21 protein-coding genes are annotated in these 21,726 nt (G+C 49.8%); 5 read left to right on the top strand and 16 right to left on the bottom strand.

What is annotated here, in order from left to right; genetic code table 11:
- Nucleotides 1-3: 3 nt before the first annotated feature.
- A complete protein-coding gene (locus tag ACPV3A_RS10675; protein ID WP_426199483.1) occupies nucleotides 4-615 on the bottom strand; it encodes a DedA family protein in 612 nt (203 codons plus the stop codon).
- A 151-nt stretch (nucleotides 616-766) separates the two neighbouring features.
- Between ACPV3A_RS10675 and ACPV3A_RS10670 the strand changes: the two genes are divergently transcribed.
- Nucleotides 767-1,081 (top strand): hypothetical protein, encoded by a 315-nt coding sequence (locus ACPV3A_RS10670; RefSeq protein WP_071219599.1) that lies wholly within the window; start codon nucleotides 767-769, stop codon nucleotides 1,079-1,081.
- Between the two features lie 82 nt (nucleotides 1,082-1,163).
- Here ACPV3A_RS10670 and ACPV3A_RS10665 read toward each other — a convergent pair whose 3' ends face one another.
- The 5 genes from ACPV3A_RS10665 to yyaC all read right to left on the bottom strand — a co-directional run bounded on the left by ACPV3A_RS10665 (nucleotide 1,164) and on the right by yyaC (nucleotide 7,290).
- Nucleotides 1,164-3,356: an O-antigen ligase family protein gene (locus tag ACPV3A_RS10665; RefSeq protein ID WP_426199481.1), complete on the bottom strand. Its 2,193-nt coding sequence runs from the start codon at nucleotides 3,354-3,356 to the stop codon at nucleotides 1,164-1,166.
- 252 nt (nucleotides 3,357-3,608) lie between these two features.
- Nucleotides 3,609-4,784 (bottom strand): class I SAM-dependent methyltransferase, encoded by a 1,176-nt coding sequence (locus ACPV3A_RS10660; protein WP_194544580.1) that lies wholly within the window; start codon nucleotides 4,782-4,784, stop codon nucleotides 3,609-3,611.
- Nucleotides 4,785-4,820: 36 nt separating this feature from the next.
- A complete protein-coding gene (locus tag ACPV3A_RS10655) occupies nucleotides 4,821-5,729 on the bottom strand; it encodes a DUF6483 family protein (protein ID WP_426199478.1) in 909 nt (302 codons plus the stop codon).
- A 121-nt stretch (nucleotides 5,730-5,850) separates the two neighbouring features.
- The gene (locus tag ACPV3A_RS10650) at nucleotides 5,851-6,642 is read right to left on the bottom strand and encodes an alpha/beta fold hydrolase (protein ID WP_194544581.1); all 792 of its coding nucleotides are present in this window, start codon (nucleotides 6,640-6,642) and stop codon (nucleotides 5,851-5,853) included.
- Between the two features lie 108 nt (nucleotides 6,643-6,750).
- The gene (yyaC, locus tag ACPV3A_RS10645; protein ID WP_426199476.1) at nucleotides 6,751-7,290 is read right to left on the bottom strand and encodes a spore protease YyaC; all 540 of its coding nucleotides are present in this window, start codon (nucleotides 7,288-7,290) and stop codon (nucleotides 6,751-6,753) included.
- 184 nt (nucleotides 7,291-7,474) lie between these two features.
- On the opposite strand from yyaC, the gene ACPV3A_RS10640 reads away from it, so the two are divergent.
- Nucleotides 7,475-7,702 (top strand): DUF1128 domain-containing protein, encoded by a 228-nt coding sequence (locus ACPV3A_RS10640; protein ID WP_015737472.1) that lies wholly within the window; start codon nucleotides 7,475-7,477, stop codon nucleotides 7,700-7,702.
- A gap of 80 nt (nucleotides 7,703-7,782) precedes the next feature.
- Here ACPV3A_RS10640 and ACPV3A_RS10635 read toward each other — a convergent pair whose 3' ends face one another.
- The gene (locus ACPV3A_RS10635; protein ID WP_194544583.1) at nucleotides 7,783-8,499 is read right to left on the bottom strand and encodes a pirin family protein; all 717 of its coding nucleotides are present in this window, start codon (nucleotides 8,497-8,499) and stop codon (nucleotides 7,783-7,785) included.
- 65 nt (nucleotides 8,500-8,564) lie between these two features.
- Complete coding sequence (locus ACPV3A_RS10630; protein ID WP_426199474.1) at nucleotides 8,565-9,569, bottom strand: asparaginase; 1,005 nt, start codon at nucleotides 9,567-9,569, stop codon at nucleotides 8,565-8,567.
- Between the two features lie 283 nt (nucleotides 9,570-9,852).
- On the opposite strand from ACPV3A_RS10630, the gene ACPV3A_RS10625 reads away from it, so the two are divergent.
- From ACPV3A_RS10625 to ACPV3A_RS10615, 3 genes are all read left to right on the top strand, one after another.
- On the top strand, nucleotides 9,853-10,110 hold the full coding sequence (locus tag ACPV3A_RS10625; protein ID WP_426199472.1) for a GlsB/YeaQ/YmgE family stress response membrane protein: 258 nt from the start codon (nucleotides 9,853-9,855) through the stop codon (nucleotides 10,108-10,110).
- Nucleotides 10,111-10,157: 47 nt separating this feature from the next.
- Nucleotides 10,158-10,568, top strand: a complete 411-nt coding sequence (locus ACPV3A_RS10620) for a YtxH domain-containing protein (RefSeq protein WP_216534039.1) — start codon at nucleotides 10,158-10,160, stop codon at nucleotides 10,566-10,568.
- Between the two features lie 134 nt (nucleotides 10,569-10,702).
- Nucleotides 10,703-11,134 (top strand): DUF5665 domain-containing protein, encoded by a 432-nt coding sequence (locus tag ACPV3A_RS10615; RefSeq protein WP_216534041.1) that lies wholly within the window; start codon nucleotides 10,703-10,705, stop codon nucleotides 11,132-11,134.
- Between the two features lie 92 nt (nucleotides 11,135-11,226).
- Here ACPV3A_RS10615 and ACPV3A_RS10610 read toward each other — a convergent pair whose 3' ends face one another.
- From ACPV3A_RS10610 to ACPV3A_RS10575, 8 genes are all read right to left on the bottom strand, one after another.
- Complete coding sequence (locus ACPV3A_RS10610) at nucleotides 11,227-12,204, bottom strand: magnesium transporter CorA family protein (RefSeq protein ID WP_220683884.1); 978 nt, start codon at nucleotides 12,202-12,204, stop codon at nucleotides 11,227-11,229.
- A 126-nt stretch (nucleotides 12,205-12,330) separates the two neighbouring features.
- Nucleotides 12,331-13,101, bottom strand: a complete 771-nt coding sequence (locus ACPV3A_RS10605; RefSeq protein WP_426199469.1) for a sigma-70 family RNA polymerase sigma factor — start codon at nucleotides 13,099-13,101, stop codon at nucleotides 12,331-12,333.
- Entirely contained in the window at nucleotides 13,098-13,547 is a 450-nt protein-coding gene (gene rsbW, locus ACPV3A_RS10600; RefSeq protein ID WP_071219608.1) for an anti-sigma B factor RsbW, read from the bottom strand. The genes ACPV3A_RS10605 and rsbW overlap by 4 nt, the downstream gene beginning before the upstream one ends.
- A 32-nt stretch (nucleotides 13,548-13,579) precedes the next feature.
- Nucleotides 13,580-13,903, bottom strand: coding sequence for an STAS domain-containing protein (locus tag ACPV3A_RS10595; protein ID WP_009594079.1), 324 nt, complete (start codon nucleotides 13,901-13,903; stop codon nucleotides 13,580-13,582).
- Between the two features lie 112 nt (nucleotides 13,904-14,015).
- Complete coding sequence (locus tag ACPV3A_RS10590) at nucleotides 14,016-15,695, bottom strand: response regulator (protein ID WP_194544589.1); 1,680 nt, start codon at nucleotides 15,693-15,695, stop codon at nucleotides 14,016-14,018.
- Between the two features lie 19 nt (nucleotides 15,696-15,714).
- Nucleotides 15,715-16,587, bottom strand: a complete 873-nt coding sequence (locus ACPV3A_RS10585; RefSeq protein WP_076325426.1) for a CheR family methyltransferase — start codon at nucleotides 16,585-16,587, stop codon at nucleotides 15,715-15,717.
- 60 nt (nucleotides 16,588-16,647) lie between these two features.
- On the bottom strand, nucleotides 16,648-20,307 hold the full coding sequence (locus ACPV3A_RS10580; protein WP_194544590.1) for a response regulator: 3,660 nt from the start codon (nucleotides 20,305-20,307) through the stop codon (nucleotides 16,648-16,650).
- Nucleotides 20,304-21,479: a PP2C family protein-serine/threonine phosphatase gene (locus tag ACPV3A_RS10575; protein ID WP_194544591.1), complete on the bottom strand. Its 1,176-nt coding sequence runs from the start codon at nucleotides 21,477-21,479 to the stop codon at nucleotides 20,304-20,306. The genes ACPV3A_RS10580 and ACPV3A_RS10575 overlap by 4 nt, the downstream gene beginning before the upstream one ends.
- Between the last annotated feature and the right edge of the window lie 247 nt (nucleotides 21,480-21,726).

Here is a 21,726-nt window from a genome sequence, read left to right as displayed (position 1 = left end):
TCGTTATTTCGACCTCGCCTTCGATGATTTTATCCATTTTATCAGAAAATAAAGAATCATGACGGCCAATGCCCCCAGCAGAATTTCCTGCACGTACGGACCTGCCTTCTCGTCAATATGCTCCCATTGATCGCCTAGAAGCAATCCGAGGTATAAGAATAATGCCGTCCATGGAATAACGGCTAGGGTGGTCAGCAGCGTAAACCTTCCCACAGGCATCTTGGATATGCCTGCCGGTATGGAAATCGCATGCCGTACCACCGGTACAAACCGTGCCGTAAATATAACGCCGGTACCATACTTGCCGAACCATTCTTCAGCGTAATCGATATGCTTCTTCTTAATCAATATGTACTTCCCGTACTTCTCCAAAAAGGGCCTGCCTCCGTAACGGCCGATCCAATAGATAAACAACTGTGCGAGCACGCCGCCAACGGTACCAAAAATCATGGCTCCGATAAAGTTAACTTCACCTAGGGATACCAGATAACCGCCATAGGCAAGTACAATCTCGCTTGGAATGACCTCCACCATTAAACCTATCATGATTCCAAAATAGCCCAGCTGCTGGATCCATTCAAACAATCGGCCTACAACCTCGTATAAGAATTCCACGCTTGTCCCCCGCTTTCTTCCTGCGTTGATTTCTTATACTAGCCTATTCTAACACAGCTCAGGACATGCCTTCTACTGCGCCCAATTATAGGCGGCACAGTGACTTTCGCCCGTTTCGGGACATATGGTGAAGCAAAGGAGTGAGTTACGCATGCATTCTCCCCATGCCAAACAACCGGGCAGCAAGCCCCCCTCCCCGCGCGGTATACGGCGGGCCTGCAGCAAAGAATTATACCGCACGACCAAACGTCTCAAGCTGTACCTTCCTCCGGAATCCTTGAAGCAAGGCGAAGAATTGTATTACCGGAAGGTGATAGGCAATTTGATCTGGATCCACGAAAACTACAGCAATAAGAAGCTTTTGTGCGACTGGTGGGAAAAGGAAGTCTGCGGCGAACTGGCCGAGCTATGGGAGGTTCCGGAACGTCAGTTGGCCTCGGCCTTCCGGGATGCCTTCGGCGGATAACATTGCCCTTCCTTGTACTAGCAACTATCCTGAACGGGCAGGCACGCGATAAGCTGCTATAGATTGCGACACACGATTCAAGTTAGCGGCGGGCGGGGATATCTGCCTGTTCAGGCTGCCTTGCCGCATGCTTTCGTGCTCCTCCCCCATTCAACGTTTTTTCCAATCGGGTGGTTTGCCTTACCGCAAGTATAGACAGATCGAATTCCCGGTCATTCCGATGAGAATCCATCTCACGAAGATTTGCCGCAAGGGAACGATAGCGCTTCAAGATATTTAACCCGGTCCGGGCCGCTTCAACCGATCTGACGGATTCTCCTGCCGTCCGGTGCCAATCTGCGAGGGAAGCCAGCTTCAGCACGGCTCGGGTTTGTTTGACATCATTGAACCGATCCCGATTGATGGCCGCTAGATACCAAGCTGCCGCCTCTTCCGATTGGCCTCGGAGCGAGTAAGCCTCTGCCAGCTTCCAGCTCAGCTCCGGGTGATTCGGTGCATACACCAAACTTCGCTTCAGCAGCGGGATTCGCTGGCTTGGGGGAAGCCAATCCGCCAGGCTCAATGTTGCCTCCGTGTTGGCGGGGTTCCACTTTAACGAGGATTGAAGGAGCGCTGTTTGCGCTCCGGGCGGTTCCGAAGCGGCCCATCGCTCTTTGACCTCGCTGATGCCCAGCGCAGCAGCGAGAAGAACCCAGCCCGCGAGCAGAATGATCGCCGTAACCCGGAGCAGTGACAGCGACTGTAACGGCGGATATTCCCGCTTCGTTTTATAAACAGCTAGCCGCTTCCTCCCTATTTTGAACCGTTTGCGTCTTTGAGTTGTATGAGGTCCGTTTTGCACTTCCCGACCAGAAGGAGTCGTAGCGAAGCCCATTACCGTAAGCCACAACAGCAGCAGCCATACCAGCCCAAAGCTCCAGTCAAAATCCACAGCCGCGTGCACGATTAGCACGAGGACAGCGGGCATGAGCCGAGAGCTCACAGCAATAAGCCTTGCCACCATAAAGCTAACCAGAACAAGGACAAGCAGCAGCCCGATCACTCCCGTATTCAGCAGGATATCCATATATCCGCTGTGCACCTCGGCACCCACGTAGGGCTGGGACTGCATGGCAAGGTAGGACTGCCGCCACGTCTCCCCTCCACGTCCCAGCCACAGCGACGACCGGGCCAGCTGCCACGCGTCGCTGTATAGGAGGCGGCGCGCGCTCAGCGTTGCCACGCCGCCGAGGGTCCGATCCTGCACCTGATGCAGGATCACCGCTCCGGCTGCGGCAGCCAGCAGCGCCGCAGCGCCCAGGGCCCCTGGCGCGGCATACCGCCGCCGCGGGCCCCCGCTTTGCCGCCAGCGGCACAGCAGCTGGCCGGCGAGGATGCCGCCGGCCCAAAGCCCGGCCAGCCACAGCAGGCCGGGCAGCACCGCCGGAGCCAGCTTGGCATCAGCCAGCTGGCGGTACAGCAGCGCCGCGCTCGCCAATGGCGCGGCGGCAGCCACCAGGAGCGGCGCGAAGGCACGCCGCTCCTTAGCGAAGCCGGCCGCGCACGCGAGTGCGGCCGCGAGCCAGGCGCCGCGCGACTCCGTCAGGAGCAGCGCGGCAGTGTAGGGCAGCAGGGCAGCCGCTGCGCGGAGCGTGCCCGTCCGGGTCCGCAGGACGGGCGGCAGCGCGAACAGCCGCTCCAGCAGGAAGGCGGCCATCACGGCCCCGAACGTGTTCGGGTACTGAAGCAGGCCGCCAAGCCTCGCGCCGGACGCGCTGATGTCCGCATCCGCCGTATGATAGATCCCATACGGCAGCTCCAAAAGCCCATACACGGCAAGCAAAGCGCTGCCGCACAGCACAGCGCCCAACAGATGCCAGCCTATTTGCATTAAACGTAAGCCGTCACCTGTACGGCTTATACGCCAGGCAACAGCTGTAAAAGAGGCATAACTTCCCCACAGGATGATCTCCTTCATCGTGCCTTCCAGTGAGAGCGGTCGCCCGATCCCATGAAGCACATACATGAGAATCATTCCGCAGATGCACCCCAATACCACTCGCAACCCTTTATCTAAATTAACCAAGCCAGAAGATATCATGCCAGTGCCAGGAATTCCCCAGCCTTGGATTCCATCATGCCGTTTAGCTGCCATCATAAGCAGCAGAAGCATCCCAAACCCTGCTCCGACCCCATAGACATCCCCATCAAAAAACATTCCGCTCCGGATACCTGCCACAAAGACAAGTGCAATCAGCATCATCCCGCAAATACGATGCAGGGTCCTCCATGCCATGAACCAGCGCCCCCGTTCCGATGCATAACCATTCCCCCGGCTGCTCCTTACAAGGCATCCGTCCTTCGTGGCCAAACCATCTATTAGCATTGTGGGCAAGGACATACGTTGTTATTCTTGAAGCAGCGTCGGGGAACTCATCAGCGCTATAAGGCCGCTTGCCCCCCGAAGTTTATACTTTCTGACTATCTAAAAAAGCGATGAAATGCAGTCGCACTTTCAACGCTTTTTCCGGAATCGGCATGATGTATTTTACGTATCTGGCAGCAAGTCCTTGCACGCCCGTTCAAGATATGGAGAGGCGCTTAAAAAATCGCGGAACGCAGTATATTCCTGCCACAGCTTATCCCGATCTCCCGCAGAACCGCTAACCGCCCGGATCAATATATTCTTCGGAGTATGTTCCATATCAATAAACTCCAGCAGCTGCGTCTTGTAACCCATCAGATCGAGGAGCTTGGCTCGAATGGCGTCCGTGGCAAGGGCCGAGAAGCGTTCCTTCAATATACCGTGGGACAGCAGCGGCTCCATCACGGGGCTTTGGACTTGGGAGAACAGCTCATGCTGGCAGCAAGGCACCGACAGAATGACTGAAGCCCCCCAACGAACCGCTTTTTCCAGCGCAGCGTCTGTTGCCGTATCGCATGCATGCAGCGTGACCACCATATCCACCTGCTCCAGTTCGTCATATTCCGCAATGTCACCGACAAGAAACTGCAATTGGGTGTAATTCAGTTTTTTCGCCAGCATACTGCAGTGTTCGATGACATCCGCCTTGAGATCCAAACCGACAATATTCAGCTTTCTGCGCGCGGTTACCGCCAAATAGTGATATAAAGCGAAGGTCAGATAGGATTTGCCGCAGCCAAAATCAACGATCGTCAGTGGACGGTCCTCCGGCAGGTGGGGAAGCACATCCTCAACCATCTCCAAAAATCGGTTGATCTGTTTGAACTTATCGTATCGGCGGGCAAATACTTTGCCCTCTTCACTCATGATGCCGAGTTCCACCAGAAACGGAACAGGCTCTCCCTCTTCAAGGATATATGTCTTTTTCCGGTTATGGGACAAATCCGTTTTTGTCTTGGAGGGGGATTTGGTCAGAATCGAAACCTTGTATTTCTTCGAGATCAGAACCTGATAGTCCGCTTCCGGCGTATACATCATCGCTTGCCGGAATACATTCTCGAACATGTCAACCAGCACGGCCTCCGCCTCATCGGCCGGCACGTTCTGATGGGTGACTTTGGTTCCGGAATAATAGGCAAACTGATAGTGCAGCTTGTTCTTGAGCTCTACGGGCTTAACCGTTACTTTGCTGTAGGTCATGCCTTCCCGCTTGCGGAGCTGGCTTAGAGTAGCTGTGATCAATGATCCTTCTTCCATGATGTTGTGAATCAATTTTCTTAATGCATCCAAAAGGTACATCTCGCTTTCTTTATATGATAGACAGGTTAATCCCGCTTAGGTCAACGACTTGTCGCCGTTCACCGCTTCATGCGGAAAACGACGCTTAAGCTCATCCATTCCTTCGTGGACTTCCTCCAGCGGAAGCCCGCCCTTCGCCAAATCCTCAGGCAGCTTCAGCTGCAATCTTTGATAGAACTGCACAGCTTCGCCATATTCCATCTTGCCATTATCCAGCAGTTGGTAGAGGGTGTTCTCCGCTTCTGCGTACATCCCCTGCTGCTCCATATACGCATAGTAATCCCGCATCGCTGTTTCTGGCCATGCATAGGACCTTAAACGTTCTCTCACCATACCGATCCGTTCCGTCAACCTGATCAGCTTCAAATCCGCTCCTTGCAGGGCCGACTTCAAATATAGCTGAAAGACCTTGGTATAGAGCATAACGGCTTCTTCTTCACGCTCCAGCTCAAGCAGCAGGGATGCTTCCTCTTCCATTAGCCTGGCGGCGCTTTGCAGCTTGTCCGCTTCCAGATAACCGTGACTGCGAAATAGCTGCTCAATATCGGCAGCGGACAATGAGCGAAGCAGCTCTGAATTCAACCGGAACTGTCGTTTGAAGAGCTCATCCAGCTCCCATAGCGCTTCTGTGTGCTTGCGCTCCTGCTTAAGCGAAAACACCTTGGCAATCATCTGTGTCATATCCTCAATTAGCCGCACGAGATAATCCCTGCGAAACATACGCGCACCCCCAACCTGCATCCATGTCAGATGCAGCGTATTCCTGATCTTCATCTTTACTATACTGCGTTCAACTGCCAAGAAACCAAGAAGGAATGCCGGGGCAGCCTTTAGCGAATCATCCTTTACAAGGGAGAAATTTGCCGGTTCAAACTCAAGCCGGATCACGATTAAATTGTAGGCTATCCGGGGCCAGAATTCCAGTTCCCGACCTCCCCCTCCCATTCTCGCTCTACTTCGGCCGGCCAAGCATACGAGGTATGGCGCGTCTGGGCACAAAATAAATGAACGGATATCCCGCTAGGGGGTATCCGTTCATTATAAACTATTGAAAGATTCTCATGCGTTATTCATTCGTAAGCCGTCCCATGAAAGAAGTGATGACCTCGCCGAGCTTCTCCGGCGTCTCCATCATACTCATATGTCCTGCGCCCTCGATTACATATTGAGTCACGTTGTCATGGTCTGTCGTAAAGGTACGCTCTGCCGGAATCAATCCGTCCTTCTCCCCTGCTACCAGCAGGATAGGCAGCGTGGACGCGGAGAGCACATCGCGTCGGTCCGGACGCTCACGCATCGCCAGCGCCGCTCCGATTGCTCCCTGAGGTGGCGTTAGATAGCCTATCTCCTTCGCCCGCTGAATACATTCCGGTTTGTTATCCTTCGTATCCGGAGCGAATAAGCCGGGCACCAATCCGTCAACAAAAGCCGTAATGCCCTCCCCTTGGATGGTGCTGACCGCCTGCACCCTCTTCTCCTTCGCTTCGTCCGAATCCGGGTAGCCTGTGGAATGAATCAGGCCAAAGGCGTTCAAACGAGAAGCGTAACGCTGGGCAAAGGAGAGCGTGATATATCCTCCAAGGGAATGACCGAGTAACGCTGCCTTCGGAATATCGAGCTCATCCATCAATAGCAGTACATCGTCTGCCATCTGTTCAATGGTATACGATCCCATCGGTGCATCAGACCGCCCGTGACCACGGAGATCCGGTACAATGACTCTGAAGCCTTGAAGAAATGGCAGTACCTGTTCCCAGTAGGCGGAGCTTCCACAGAAACCGTGAAGCAGAATGATCGGCTCACCTTGTCCCTGATCAACATAACAAATCGTGCTGCCGTTGCATTGTACTTTTTCCATAGCGATACCCTTCTTTCTATTCAGCGGATGCCATGTGATAGACACCCATTATTTTATAAAGAATGATCTATTATTAAACAAAAACAACCCCGGCTGAAACGCCATGTCTTACGGCCTAAGGCCAAAGGCAATAGCGGCTTGCTTCGCTATCTGCTCCGCCATCCCCATGACTTGGTATAAGGACGTCACTTGAAGAGTCCAATACGGCTTCGGTCCATGGACGTTCACAACCGCTGCCACGCTATAATCTCCCACTGCCGGAAGCCTCCCGCCGACGGACTGGGCAGGCGTCAGTGGACCCTCGCATGTAAAGAAATAACCGACTGACGAGGATTGTCCCAAGCATGCATCAATGGCAATAATCGACTTATTCTCAGGTATGCCTTGAAGTCTTGCCTCAAGATTAAAAGCGTCACACGGTTCGGGCAGCGTCCCGATCACATGCGGGAAACCGTATTCCGATAGCCGGCTTCCTGTTAGCGGTCCGAGTGCATCTCCTGTGGAACGGTCAGTGCCAATACATAAAAATACGATGCTATCCAGCCCATGCCGCTGCGAAATCGTCCGAAAAAAATCCGCCAGTTCATGCCCCGACATTTTAGCTTTTACTGCCTGTACGCCTGGCGTCTTGCCGGCTTGTTCGCTCATGACGGACCTCCTCCTTGATTACATCGCTTAAAACCTTGCTTTTTACAGCCTAAAAAACCTTTTTTTTCTGATTTTAACCTATCTCTGTCTCCGATGGCAAAAACATTGGTCGAGCCGCACGGTAACATGGTACAATACAGGGATGAAAATCGTAAATCCGCCTATGAGAGGATGGTGTTAATCCATGGATTTGAGTGAAAAATCACAAGCTAATGTCGAGTATATGATTGAACAGATTAAAACCAAGCTTCGGATGGCTACAGGTGCTGCCATGCAAGCCTCCGCCTTCTCGGTTAACCAATATGATGATATTTATGATTTGTACGATATGGTCATGAATAAGCAAAACCTGAGTATATCGGAAGTGGAAGCAGTTGTATCGGAGCTCGGGCAGCTGCGCGGGAACCAGTAGATCATCATTAGCCCTTTTATAGCAAAGCCCCCGGAACTTCGCTGATCCAAGCGATGTTCCGGGGGCTTTGTTGTCCTTCTCTACGGCATATCGATCATCACCACTTCCGAGATCCCCTTACTTGAGTTCCCTCGAAATGTCAGCTCATGACGCCGCTGTATCCTGGCGGCATCACCCGCAGTAATATCAAACTTGCCGTCTTCCGACGATATTTCGACTTGACCGCTAATGACGTACAGGTGCATTCTCCGATCCCCTGCCAGGCTGTACGTCAGTTCTTGTCCTGTCTCCAGTATGGTACTGTATATCACAACATCCAGCGATTGGGGCAAGCTGGATTCACCATGGCCCGACCCGATGATCGGAAGCATCTGGTTCAACCGCTCTTCCTGTGTAAAATCGCTTTGATGGTGACTGGTCTCAAGGTCCGGCTCCGCAGGTAGAAACCACATTTCCAGGTAGCGTACGTCCTCGGACGAGGCATTTTTCTCTGCATGGTACACGCCAGTGCCTGTATTCACGACATGAATCGAACCGGGAGTCAGCTCGATTTCTTTCCCTGTATCATCTTCATACGTTAACGAGCCTTCCAGCACCAAATGGACAATGATCAAATCATGATGAAACCTTCGATCAAAACCCTCCATCGGTTTAAGCATATATTCATTATGCGCCAGTAAGCTTCCAAAATGCTCGTTATGCGGATCCGTATAATCCTCGAATGAAAAGCTGAATTCACTATGAATACCGTCTTTATGGGTAGTATGTCTTTCCGCTGCCGTCATGATCTTAATCATGGCCGGTCACCTCCGCCTTTTTTACTAATCAATACCCCGGCGGTTTCCGGTCTAATCAGTCATGCTTAAGCACGGTTCAGCATAAACGCGGTTTCCACCCTGCCTACTTTCAGGCCCTCATCGTTGCATAAATCTTTGGGATACGCGGATTTCAAGCGGTCGATGGTTATTTTGTTGCTATACCCGATTTGCTCCAATATGGACTCCGCTACCCAGCCCCATTCTTCTTCTGATCCATCTGCAATTTTGAACGAAATGCCGAGCCGCTCCTTCTTCAAACCTAAGCAGTACACGCCTTTAAATCCTCCTTTGGCCACAATATTATCGTCTTCCAAGAGAAGAGTGTCCACCTTTTGATTTCCTGCCACCATATAGGGAGATGCGTGCATGGCCTCCGTGATTCGGATGACCGCCCTTTTTGTTGGCTCATCCTCGATAAGGTCCGGGGATGCAAGCTTCATATAGGCTGTAGCCAAAGCGCGAAGCGGCATGGCGAATACCGGCAGGCCGCAACCGTCCGTTCCCAATCGGATATCAGAGGGAGCCAGTCCCGACAAATAGGAGACCGTCTTAAGGATCTCCTGCTGCAGTGGATGTTCCGGCTGATCGTATCCGAGCAGCGGGTACCCTTTCATCTGACAATAGGCCAACATGCCATAATGCTTCCCGGAGCAATTATGGAACCATTTGCTCTTGTTTCTCTGGTCTCGCAGAAGAGCCTCTTTATTTTTCTCATCCAGCGGCCAGCTCGATGCGCAAACCATGTAAGCTTCACTAATATTGACCTTGCGGGCAAAGCCTTCCAATACTTCGGTATGAGCCGGCTCCGCCCGATGCGAAGCCGTCATGATCGCGATTTCCTTATCCGTCAGCCCATAATGGTCAGCAAGCCCGCCACGGATGGAGGGGATTGCCTGCATCGGCTTGGCCGAAGAACGCGTAAATGCGACATATTCCGGATCTCCCGCGTATGCCTGTATGCTTCCTTGTTCATTAACAATACATATATGTCCATTGTGGACGCACTCCAATATGTCCGCCCGATATTCCTTCACTAATACAGTATCCATGTTAAATAACTCCTTCTATAACCGTCTGTGACCGTATTCCTGCCTTAAAAACCTGTGTATATCTGGTACCTATAATCCTCGATAATACGGGGATTGTTGCAAATCTGTATTCAGTATAGTACAAAAATCTGCAAATATCAGCAGGCGATCATTCCGTAGGGGACGGACACTTCATTTTATCTCCCGTTTAACGTTGTCCTGTTTCACGATGTGGCCTTAGGTTTAATTACGAGATAAGCAAGCCCACTCGAAAAACATTGCTCTTTAAAAAGGAGGCGATCGTATGTGGGGAATCATCATCAGCATCGTAATGGCAATCATCATCGGGATCATCGGGGATGCGCTGGTTGGTCATGAAATGCCGGGCGGAATTATCGGGTCCATGATCGCTGGTTTCGTAGGCGCATGGCTCGGACCATGGCTCTTCGGAGCATGGGGGCCTGTCATCGGCGGATTTGCCATTGTGCCCGCTATCATCGGTACAGCTATCTTCGTATTCTTGCTCGGTCTTGCTGCCAAGCTATTTAAACGTACAGCCTGATTCTCGTGTCTATATTCTTTTTATATTAACTAAAAGGAGTGAAAGTTATGAATCACACAGAACAAGAACATCCAGTACAAAGCGGTTCCACATTCTTCAAAGGTGCTTTCATCGGTGCCCTGGTCGGAGCGGCGGCAGCTCTGTTGTTCGCTCCAAAGCCAGGCCGCGAACTGCGCGGGGATTTGTCCGAGAAACTGAGCATGGTAACGGATAAAACGAAGGAAGTTGCTTATACCGTAGGCGATAAAGCTTCTGAGCTTGCTAAAACCGTGGGCACCAAAGCCTCCGATGTGATGGCCACCGTGAATGAAGGCCGCCAAAGCATTATGTCCAGCGTCAAGGAAGCATCGGCAGACGTGTCCAGCGAGGTTTCAAATGCTTCCAAAGACGTAAAGGATAAAGCGATGGACACCTCTTCCGATGTCAGCCGTGAAATGAAATCGACAACGAATGTTTAATTCGTGAGGTCACGAATAGCCAGCTGACACAGCTGGCTATTTTTGTGCCAGATCGTGACAGTCAGCTTGTAAGCATCATATGGATTGATAAGTGAAATGAAACGGCGTTTCTGCCTGGAAAGCGGGGATATCTTATGAGTAAAGCGAACCCATATCATAGCGGCTCCAGCTTCTCGACCCGAAGCGGCGATCGTTCGAGACAACGCGATGAGCCACGAAAGGAATCCGAAATAAGCAAGGAAAGACGCTCCCGGGAAGCGGATGATATCCAGGAGCATCCCTTTGAACTGCGTCACGAAGTGAAGAAACTAAACACCCGTCTGGACAAAATTGCCACCACACTGGAGAAATCCGAAATGAAGGACATGATCGAGAATTACATGAATCCCAAGAAACGCATCATTGCCAACCTCACAGCCGGACTATCCCGGGGACTTGGCTTAACCCTTGGCACGGCACTTGTGCTGGGTCTTCTGGGTTACATTCTCAGCTTCTTTGTCAACGTACCGATGATCGGGGATTTCATCTCGGATTTGCAAGGATATATTGATCAATCCCGATCCTAGTGTATCTTTAACGCATGCAAACGCCCGGTGCCTATAAAGGTCACCGGGCGTTGTGATCATTGTTGCCGCCATTCATGGATCACCATTATGCCTCAAAGATTTTTATTGCTGGACTTTACTTGAAGCAGGTCTCCCGTCCATCCCTTCGCACGCATCCAAAGATACATGCCTCCCGTCCACAGTAGGGTAAAACCGCTGACTACCGTAAATCCCCAGAACGTCTTAATGGCGGGCAAATTTTCAAAGTTCATCCCCCAGATGGCTCCGACCACGGTTGCGGGTGTGAGCACAACCGTAAAAATCGTCAGTGTCTTCATAATTTCATTGCCGCGGAACGCGGAAATTGCATCGTCTATCGAAACCAGCGTATCGATTTCGCGCTCATAATGATGAATCAGCTTTTCCATTCTTTCCACTCGATGTAGGAGCTGTTGAAACGAGCGACTGCTATCCAGCTCGCCATGATACCCTTCTTTTGCTGCAGCGATCAGCTCCTGAAAAGGAATAAACAAATTGCTCCACTCCAACAGCTCAAACCGGGACGTTAGAATGCTGTCCATTAAGGACTTCCGGTTGCGCGTACGCATATCACTTTCGACAAGACGCAGGTTATGCTCGAATTGATCCATTCCCGCATGGTAATAATGCAAAATGGTCCGAGCCAGCACAAACATGCCGTCGACGGGCTTTTGGCATTGATGAAGCATGGAAGCTCTTTCGGACTTAGCCATCACGCTTCGGGTATGGTCATCCAAATTGATGGTGATCAGCACTTGGTCGTCCGTATAGAAATAGAACTGTTCCGACTTGTAATGATCGGCATCATCCGTAACCTTATAAAGCATGGTTCCCATAATAACCGGCTCCACCCCATCCTTGAATCGGACGGATAAGTAGTTTCGTTCCTTTAACGTCGACGCCTGATCGAACCATTCGGCTGTATAAGGATAGCGCGTCCGAAGTTCACCGATCCAGGAGGATTGCCAGTTATCCGTTCGAACATCGTACCACTTCCATCCCCCTGCAAAAGAATAAATATCCTGACCTTCCATCCTATCCGGCCCCAGCATGTTTTACTGACACTCCCTTCTGTAAATACAAATCGCAAGGTTTCAAAAAGGCACGCTTTCCCGTAATGAGGAAGCGTGCCTTATGTTGCTATACGTCTGTTACTGTTACTACGAGGCTTGTCCATATCAGTAAGAAGAATTAGACATGATCTGCTTCAGTTTTTCCGTTGCACGCTTCTGTATACGTGAGACACTCATTTGCGACACGCCTAACCTCTGAGCGATAGCTCTCTGGGACTGTCCCTCCTGAAATGCCAGCAATAGCACCTTCTGCTCTTGCTCCTTCAACTGGCTCATCGCCTGCTGAAGATCCATGCGCTTCTCAACGGAATCAAAATCATTCACATCCGAACTGATTAGCTCTCCAAGCGTCGCTCCGGTTTCTTCCTGGGATAAAGGGGAATCCAATGATACATAATGATAGCATTCACGTCCGGCCAACACTTCGACCGTTTCCTCAACGGAAAGATCCAAGTAGGATGCGATCTCATTCACATCGGGAGATCTCTCCAGCTTCACCATTAATTCATCTATCGCCTGCTGAACCAAGGCACCCTTTTCCTTGATCCGCCTTGGTACTTGAATGTACCATGATTTATCGCGGAGAAAGTTTTTCATATGACCGATCATGCTTTTCATGGCATAGGGCTCAAACGGAATCCCCAGGCTGATGTCATATTGCTGCAGAAGACGAATTAATGCCATTTGGCCAACCTGATACAAATCCTCGTACAGGTCGGGCCGATTCCGGGCAATCTTGCCTGCCGCCATTTTGACCATCGGTTCATATTTCTTAATCAGCACCGTTGCGATATCGTTATCTTTCGTTTGCTGATATTGTTCAATTAAATGAACAGCTTTATCTCTGGACTCTTGGGGAGTCGCTTTATCACTCATACGGGCTCCTCGCTTCTTGCGAGACGCTTCGTCAGCGTGACCTCGGTTCCCTTTCCAGCCTGGTTTGTCACGCTTACCTCATCCATAAGCGCCTCCATCAGGTAGAAGCCTAGTCCTCCGATTTGGACCTCGCTGAGATCTTTATCATGAAGCGTACGGTTGCCAACCGCTCCCATACTGTCGAAACTCTCCCCTTCGTCTCGGACCGTGATGGATAGCGAATCGCTGGTCACTTGAAATAAAACCTCTACCATTCCGCCTTCCTGACTATAAGCATACAAGACCGAGTTATTACAGGCCTCCGACACCGCAACCTTCATATCTTCAATCTCTTCATAGGAAAAGCCCATCTTAGAAGCTATTCCATACAGATTCAGTCTTACAATATCCACGTATTCAGCACTGGCAGGCAAATTAAGCGTTACTCTTTGAACATCTGAATTCATTCTTTTCGATCCTTTCCTATTGGGAATTCTTCTTACGACTGAAAGAACTTCGCAATACCCGTCATATCGAACAGCTTTTGAATTTGCGGCGGAACTTCCTCGACTGCAAAGCGTGCTTCCATGCCATGTCTGGCTTTCAGTATCGACAGAAGAATACCAATACCCGTACTATCAATATATGTCATGTCCTTCATGTTGACGATCAAGTCTACTTCGGAATTGCCGACAAGAGGCTCCATCACTAATCGAAAATCAGGAGCGACGGACAGATCAAGTTCACCGCTCAGAAATACCGTGCATACGCCCTCGTTCATCTGGGTCTTAGCATTGAACTTATCATTCGTTTTTGTATTCATAGACACTCTCTCCCAATCATTTGTTTTCCCTTTACATAACCCGTTATCTCGCTTGTTGAAACAGGTTAAAGAGGGTTATGGGCACGCTAATATATGGAAATCGGTTTCTGTACTAACCGTTGATGATGCGAACAGGGCTTGCGGGCATATCCCATCCTTCCGGTTCTACCGGTACATACCGGGATATCAGGTGCTTCACACAGCTGATTTTTACCGGCTTGCTGATATATTCATTCATACCCGCGTCAAAGCAGCGCTTCTGAATCCCGTCCATCACATTCGCCGTCATCGCAACCAGAACGGGAGCCTCAGCTTCCGGCTTCATCTGGCGGATCAGTCGCGCCGCCTCAAGACCATCCATTACAGGCATCTGCAAATCCATGAAGATCATGTCGTAGACTTTAGGACCTGCAACCATCTCAACTGCCTGTCTGCCGTCCTCCGCCATATCCGCTTTCATCCCCATCTTTTCCAGCATACTGTCCATCAGTTTTCGATTAATCGGATGATCGTCCACAATCAGGATGTTCGGTTGCCTCTCCCCATGCACACGATATTTTGCCGAACGCTCCTCTTCCCGGAGTCGTTGATGCTCTTCCTCATGTGTATGAACGCAGATCGTAAATACGAAAGTGGCTCCCTTGCCTTCCTTGGACTCCACCGCGATCTCTCCGCCCATCATCTGTACGAGCGATTTACAGATTGCCAGCCCCAGTCCTGTTCCACCGTACCGCCTTGTCATTGAGGAATCCAACTGAGAGAACGGCTTGAACAAGCGATCGATTTTTTCGGATGAGATACCAATTCCCGTATCCTTCACCGTGAATTCAAGGGTTAATCGGTCTTCTTCAGCTTGGGCAAGCGAGACAACCAAATACACACCACCCTCATTGGTAAACTTCACGGCATTGGATACCAGATTCACCAATACTTGACGAAGGCGTCCCATATCCCCGAATACGATCGCAGGAATTTGATCCTCAATGTAATACGTGAGCTCCAGATTCTTCTTGGAGGCTTCTCCGGAGAACAAACCAAACACTTCCTGAACGCAGGACTTGAGATCAAACGGATATTCCTCCAGCTCCATTTTGCCTGATTCCATCTTGGAGAAATCCAGAATGTCATTAATGATGTTAACCAAGGCATCCGCACTGTTTCGGATAATGGCTGCATATTCCCGCTGCTCATCCTGAAGATCGCTGTCCATCAGCAAATCAATCATCCCGATGACGCCATTCATCGGCGTACGGATCTCATGACTCATCATCGCCAGAAATTCCGTTTTGGCTTTGGCGGCAATCTCCGCTTCTTCCTTGGCCAGCACAAGCTCTTGATTAATTTTTTCAAGCTCCTGGGTCTTCTGATGCAATTGCATGGATTGAATCTTCAGCCTGTTATTGGTCCGGTACATATCGACAAAACCCTCGATCTTGGATTTCAAGATTTGAGGGATAAAGGGTTTAACCATATAGTCGATTGCTCCTGCGGAATATCCTGCAAAAAGATGCTCCGCGTCCTTGCTGTTTGCAGAAATGAATATAATCGGAATATCCTTCGTCTTGTCTCTCGCCTTGATCAGCCTTGCTGTTTCGATACCGTCCATGCCGGGCATTTGTACATCAAGAACAATCACGGCAAAATCATACTTCAAGAGATATCGTAAAGCCTCTTCCCCCGAAGTAGCTTTAATTAGCGTGTATTGTTCGCTGTCCAGAACAGCTTCGAGCGCAAGTAAGTTTTCAGGGCGGTCATCTACCAACAGAATATGAATCGGTTCGTGAAACCCCATGAGATCCTCCTACAAAACTCTATTTAATCTTCCGGTATATCTTCTCCACCCGGTCCAGCGTCTCATAAGCTTCACTATAATTCGTAAAGTGTATGGACTCTTTAGAACCCAGTACGAGAATACCAAAATGGCTTAGACTCTCGTGAAATAATCCGTGTACGTGATCCCTCAGCTGATCATTAAAATAAATCATGACATTCCGGCAAAAAATCACATTAAACTCGTTAAAGGAACGGTCTGTTGCCAGATTATGCTCGGCAAATATCATGTTTTTCTTCAAAAACGGTTGGAAAATAACCGAATTGTACTTCGCTGTATAATATTCGGAGAACGAGCGGGTACCGCCCGCCTCCATATAATTCTTGGTATATTGCTTCATGCGTTTGATGTCGAATACGCCTTCCTTGGCCTGCTGGAGCGAACGCGAATTCATGTCCGTCGCATAAATCCGGGACTTCTCATACAATCCCTCTTCATGAAGCAAAATGGCCATGGAATACACTTCTTCTCCGGTCGAACAGCCTGCATGCCAAATCCGTATATAAGGATACGTACGAAGCAATGGAACTACAGACTGCCTGAATGTCAGGAATAGCTTCGGATCCCTGAACATTTCCGTAACCGGAATCGATAGATTATATATAAGCCGCTCAAAACAAGAACGGTCGTGAAGCACTTTATCCTGTAGGGCTGATATGGTGGACACGCCCTCGGCATGAACATGATGCCAGATTCTCCGCCTCAATGAGGGAATGGCGTAATTGCGAAAATCGTAACCATAGAATCGATGAATACCTTCCAAAAGAAGCTCAATCTCGATCTGTTCCAGCTCACGTTCGCTTTCCTCTGTCAACAACAGTTGTTCTGATTCCATATGGTCACTAGATGACATCACGCTTGCACCGCTTTCCCCGTGTTTATTTGCTACTTGTACTTTACCCACAAAAGCGGCTTACGAATACAACCAAACCCTCATAAGCGAAAGAAGTTGCTCCGTTTGTATCGGTTTCTTCATATAATCGGAAGCTCCCGCTTCAATACATTTTGCACGATCCTCTTTCATGGCTTTGGCTGTCAGGGCAATAATCGGCAGTTTCTCGAATTCCGGCATTTCGCGTAAACGTCGCATCGCCTCATATCCGTCCATCTCCGGCATCATCATATCCATTAACACCAGATCAAATTCCGGATGATCCTGAAGCAGCTCAATGGCTTCCTTGCCGTTTTCCGCAAAGGTGACTTCCATATTGTAGCCCTCCAGCACGCTGGAGAGAGCAAACACGTTGCGGATATCATCGTCCACCAGCAGAATCTTCTTGCCTTCAAACAGCTCTTCCTTATTGTGCAGCTTCTGCAGGATTTTGCGTTTATCTTCCGGCAAATCAGCCTCGACCCGATGGAGGAACAGCGTCGTTTCATCCAGAAGCCGCTCTGGCGATTTCACGTCTTTGATGATGATCGACTCCGCATATTTGCGAAGCTGCATCTCTTCCTTCGAATCAAGATCCTTGCCTGTATAAATAATGATCGGCAGATCCACCAGGTTCTCGTCATCGCGGATCTGATCCAGCAGCTCAAAGCCTGTCATGTCCGTTAGCATCAGATCAAGCACCATGCAATCATAGCGCTGTTTGCGAAGCTCACTGAGCGCTTCGGCGCCTGTGGATGCCGCCGTAATCGATACATCGTCATGACCAATCAATTCAATGATCGAATTCCGCTGAATGTCGTCATCCTCAACAATCAGGAGATGTTTCATCGATTTTTCCGCATAGGATTCGATATGCGTAAACGCGTCCTCCAGCGCTTCTCTCGATGACGGCTTCTTCAAGTAAGCGATCGCACCCATCATTAATCCTTGCTTCACTTCATCCACGACGGAAATGACATGCACTGGAATGTGGCGCGTAACCGCAGAGCTCTTCAGTTCGCCCATGACAGACCAGCCGTCAATAACCGGAAGCTGGATATCTAGGATAATGGCATCCGGTTTGTACGACTTGGCCATCTCCAGACCGATATCCCCCTGCAATGCAACCAAGGCCTTGAAGCCGCGGCCTCTGGCCATATCCAGAAGAATTCTGGCAAACTTCACATCATCCTCAATGATAAGCAAGACTTTATCTGTCGGTCCGAGCTGATCGCGATCGTCATCCACCTGTATGGATGGCTGAACCTCTTTTGAAATCATCTTCGCTTTCGGTACGATCAGATTACTCTCCGTTGGTGCCTCAATTGCTGCAGCTGCTTCCTGATTACTCTCTACCAAATCCGGATGGCTGGATGGCAGGAAGAGCGTAAAGCAGCTTCCCTTACCTTCTTCCGATTCAACCAGAATGCCCCCGCCCAGCAGACGGGAAAGCTCGCGGCTGATAGATAAACCAAGCCCGGTTCCCCCGTATTTACGACTGGTTGTGCCGTCTACCTGCTGGAAGGCTTCAAAGATCAGATCCGTTTTATCCGCCGGGATACCGATTCCGGTATCTCTGACAGCAAAGGCCACATAATCCGCTTCGGCATTCAGGTAAAGCGGAAGCTTCTCCTTGTCGGCCTTTTCCACATGCAGCTCGACGGAGCCGCTATTGGTAAACTTGAAGGCATTCGACAACAGATTGCGAAGAATTTGCTTCACGCGATGGCTGTCCGTGACAATGCTCTGCGGAATATCTTCACTGATATGCACACCCAGGTCAATATGCTTGCGTGATGCCACGGCGGCAAAGTTCTGCTCCACGAAGGCTTCAATATCCGGAAGCTGAACGTCCTCATAATGGATCTCCATCTTCCCGGCATCCACTTTGGACAGATCTAGAATCTCATCGATCATTTTGAGCAGATCGGAGCCCGACATGTATATGGTCTGTGCATATTCAATCTGTTTATTGCTCAGATTTCCATCCTTATTCTCCGACAACAGCTGTGATAAAATCAGCAGACTGTTAAGCGGGGTCCGCAGCTCGTGAGACATATTAGCCATGAATTCCGACTTATACTTCGTTGTAATGGAAAGCTGCTTCGCTTGCTGCTCAAGCTGCATTCTCGCCTTCTCGATCTCATCGTTCTTCTCTTCCACTTCCTGCACCTGTTCCTCAAGCGCACGCGTCTTGGCAACAAGCTCGGTATTGTAATGCTCCAACTCTTCCTGCTGGCGCTGCAGCAAGTCCTCGGAACGCTTGAGGGCATTGGTTTGCTCCTCCAGATTTTCGTTGGTGCGGCGAAGCTCTTCTTGCTGGGTCTGCAGCTCTTCCGATTGAACCTGAAGTTCTTCGGTCATGGCCTGCGATTCGCGCAGCAGCTGCTCTACCCGCAGACGGCCTGTAATATTGTTCAGAATGATGCCAAGCGATTGACTCAGCTGAGATAAAAGCTGCTCCTGCAGTGAAGTTGTTTCTTCAAAGGCTGCCAACTCAACAACACCCAACACTTCATTCTCAAACAGAATCGGATAGATCACGACGGATACCGGCTTCGATGATCCCCAAGCGGATTCCACATTCATGAAATCTTCCGGCGCGCTTTTCAGTACGATCGGTTTCTTATCGAGCGCAGCTTGACCTACAAGCCCTTCCCCGATCATGAAGGAAATCTTCGGCTCTTCGCCGCCTTCATGGGCGTAAGAACCTTTCATCTCCAACTTATTCGGATGTTTGTCTTCTTGACGAATATAGATAGCTCCATAATGAGCACCCAAAATCGGCGTAAATTCGCTGATAAACCGCTGACCGACTTCCTCCAAGGAATTGATCCCCTCCAAAAGCTCCGTGACTCTGGCCATATTCGAGTTGAGCCAGGACTGATCACGCTGGGCCTGGAGATAGGTTTCCTCGATGCGCTGCTTCTCGATAATATCTTCGGACAGGTCTTTAAATACCCGGGCCACATCGCCAAACTCATCCTTGGACGTAACTTTAATACGACGGATCGCCTTCAATCTGCCTTCTCCAAAGCTCTTCAACATCATGGAGACTACGTTGATGCCCCGGGTAATGCTTGGAAGAATCCATAGAATGACCAGCATTCCTAATAACAAACCGCCAGCCATGAGATAGATAAACATTTGGACAGAGCGGTCATATGCTGCTGTCGCTGCTGTTATATCATCATTGATCTTCTGGTTCTCGTAGCTGCTAAGCTCGTTCAAACTCATCAGCATCTCTTCCTGGACAGATTGTCCGGTCGAATTACGGAGCAGGTTAGCTTCCGTTGCGTTGCTCTTTGCCAGCAGCTCCAGTGTCTTATTTTGATAAACGATATATTGATTCACCGCACGCTCAATCCGGACTAACAATTGCTGCTCTTCCGCAGCATTTGCACTTTCTTTGATCGCTTGAAAATACGTTTGAGCTCGTGCTGTCATCGTTTCCAGTTCCTGTTCGGACACAGCAAACGTAGACTGGTCATTGCTCAAGATCATGTTCGTAAGCTCTCGTGCCATATCGTTGACTTCTCCGCGCATTGCGCTGGAGTTTCGTACCTTTTGGTAGCGATCCTGATAGATCTGGTTCAATTGGTCGTTCATATAACTGATTCGGTCATAACCAATCAAGGTCAGAACCAGCATGAGCGCCAGCAAAGTCGTAAAACCAATGACTAACTTGCTCCTAAGCTTCATTGATTGGTTTCCTCTCCTTTTTTAAGAGATATCCAAACCAGGCATTTATCGTCCTCTCGCTCCTGCGATGGATCATCCACAAAATATTGCTTCTTCATCTCATCTTCTCTCCAATGATGAGGGCCTCCCAAATGCTCCTTCAGATAATCCAGCTTCTCGTCATGACCGCCCTCCACCAGTTCGAGCAGGCCGTCCGTATACATAACCAAATGTCCTTCGCCTTCATATTGAAAGCTTCTTGGCTCCATGTCTTCGATCCGGTCAAACAATCCCACCGGGCAGCAGCCTTGATCCAGGGTCATCACATCCCCGCTCTCCTGAAAGAAGAGAGCCGGCGGATGCCCTGCGTTGACGTAGTCCACCCGCTTTAAACGGGTATCCACAACAAGATAGATCGCTGTAAAATAGTACTGTATCAGCTGTTCGCCGAGGTTTAACTGATTGAACCTGCGGTTCAATTCCTGAACCACCTTCTCCGGTTCGACATAAGTCGTCACCGTGTCCTTCAGAACCGAAGCGATGAACATACAAAATAGGGACGAAGTAATCCCGTGTCCCATCATATCCAGCAGAATCACGCCATAACGGCCATCACCAAGCGGGTACCATGCGTACAAATCTCCCGCAAGCTCCGCCGAGGGCTGGTACAGCGCATGAATTTCAAGCTGATCATCTTCAATTGGTAAGCTCAATACGGCATTCTGTACCATGGCCGCAAGCTTCAATTCAGCCTGGACCCGCTGTTCTCTCTCAATATGCCAGTCTTTCTCATGCTTCAACCGGAGCGCCAGGCGTATGCGTGCCATCAGCTCTACCTTGTTGATCGGTTTCGTTACGTAATCGGCGGCACCGGCATCCAGCGCTTCGGCCAGCTTCTTGGAATCCCCAACGGCGGTAACCATAATGATCGGTATATCTTTCAAATGCTCGTACTGCTGAACTATACGGCATGCTTCTATTCCATCCATCTCGGGCATCATCATATCAAGCAGGATCAGATCGATGTCCGATCTCCGGGGATGGAGTTCTTGGCTGCGATCGCCGATCCCCAAATGCTCCAGCATTTCCAGGGCTGAAGATGCAGATAGAGTGTTCTGGTAATTTTCCTTCTTTAAGATTTCTCGGATAATAATGACGTTAGTCGGATTGTCATCTACGATTAATATTCTCATTGCCCTCTCCCTTAACGTTTCGGATTATACGATAGAAATCCTTTTCCTACTATTATACTATAATAGTCCTCTGATCAATTGCCATAGAAAAAGGTTCTAAATCTTGAATCTTCCACTTTTACTAGGTATATGGAACATTCTTTTAAAACATAGATAAGGAATGAGACGTCTATGGTCTCATTCCTTATCTATGTTTTAAGTCCTATAACGCCTACCATCGATGCTGTCATAAAGCTGAACTTCGTTG

Origin of the sequence: Paenibacillus sp. Dod16, assembly GCF_049893405.1 — a bacterium.
In the GTDB taxonomy this organism is placed as follows: Bacteria; Bacillota; Bacilli; order Paenibacillales; family Paenibacillaceae; genus Paenibacillus_AQ.
Note: the sequence above shows the minus strand (reverse complement) of the source record. Positions and strands in the feature narration are given on the sequence as shown.

Coding starts and splice junctions, on each gene's coding strand:
- ACPV3A_RS10670 (WP_071219599.1), top strand. CDS start 767: ATGCATTCTCCCCATGCCAAACAACCGGGCAGCAAGCCCCCCTCCCCG.
- ACPV3A_RS10665 (WP_426199481.1), bottom strand. CDS start 3,356: ATGGCATGGAGGACCCTGCATCGTATTTGCGGGATGATGCTGATTGCA.
- ACPV3A_RS10660 (WP_194544580.1), bottom strand. CDS start 4,784: ATGTACCTTTTGGATGCATTAAGAAAATTGATTCACAACATCATGGAA.
- ACPV3A_RS10655 (WP_426199478.1), bottom strand. CDS start 5,729: ATGGGAGGGGGAGGTCGGGAACTGGAATTCTGGCCCCGGATAGCCTAC.
- ACPV3A_RS10650 (WP_194544581.1), bottom strand. CDS start 6,642: ATGGAAAAAGTACAATGCAACGGCAGCACGATTTGTTATGTTGATCAG.
- yyaC (WP_426199476.1), bottom strand. CDS start 7,290: ATGAGCGAACAAGCCGGCAAGACGCCAGGCGTACAGGCAGTAAAAGCT.
- ACPV3A_RS10640 (WP_015737472.1), top strand. CDS start 7,475: ATGGATTTGAGTGAAAAATCACAAGCTAATGTCGAGTATATGATTGAA.
- ACPV3A_RS10635 (WP_194544583.1), bottom strand. CDS start 8,499: ATGATTAAGATCATGACGGCAGCGGAAAGACATACTACCCATAAAGAC.
- ACPV3A_RS10630 (WP_426199474.1), bottom strand. CDS start 9,569: ATGGATACTGTATTAGTGAAGGAATATCGGGCGGACATATTGGAGTGC.
- ACPV3A_RS10625 (WP_426199472.1), top strand. CDS start 9,853: ATGTGGGGAATCATCATCAGCATCGTAATGGCAATCATCATCGGGATC.
- ACPV3A_RS10620 (WP_216534039.1), top strand. CDS start 10,158: ATGAATCACACAGAACAAGAACATCCAGTACAAAGCGGTTCCACATTC.
- ACPV3A_RS10615 (WP_216534041.1), top strand. CDS start 10,703: ATGAGTAAAGCGAACCCATATCATAGCGGCTCCAGCTTCTCGACCCGA.
- ACPV3A_RS10610 (WP_220683884.1), bottom strand. CDS start 12,204: ATGCTGGGGCCGGATAGGATGGAAGGTCAGGATATTTATTCTTTTGCA.
- ACPV3A_RS10605 (WP_426199469.1), bottom strand. CDS start 13,101: ATGAGTGATAAAGCGACTCCCCAAGAGTCCAGAGATAAAGCTGTTCAT.
- rsbW (WP_071219608.1), bottom strand. CDS start 13,547: ATGAATTCAGATGTTCAAAGAGTAACGCTTAATTTGCCTGCCAGTGCT.
- ACPV3A_RS10595 (WP_009594079.1), bottom strand. CDS start 13,903: ATGAATACAAAAACGAATGATAAGTTCAATGCTAAGACCCAGATGAAC.
- ACPV3A_RS10590 (WP_194544589.1), bottom strand. CDS start 15,695: ATGGGGTTTCACGAACCGATTCATATTCTGTTGGTAGATGACCGCCCT.
- ACPV3A_RS10585 (WP_076325426.1), bottom strand. CDS start 16,587: ATGTCATCTAGTGACCATATGGAATCAGAACAACTGTTGTTGACAGAG.
- ACPV3A_RS10580 (WP_194544590.1), bottom strand. CDS start 20,307: ATGAAGCTTAGGAGCAAGTTAGTCATTGGTTTTACGACTTTGCTGGCG.
- ACPV3A_RS10575 (WP_194544591.1), bottom strand. CDS start 21,479: ATGAGAATATTAATCGTAGATGACAATCCGACTAACGTCATTATTATC.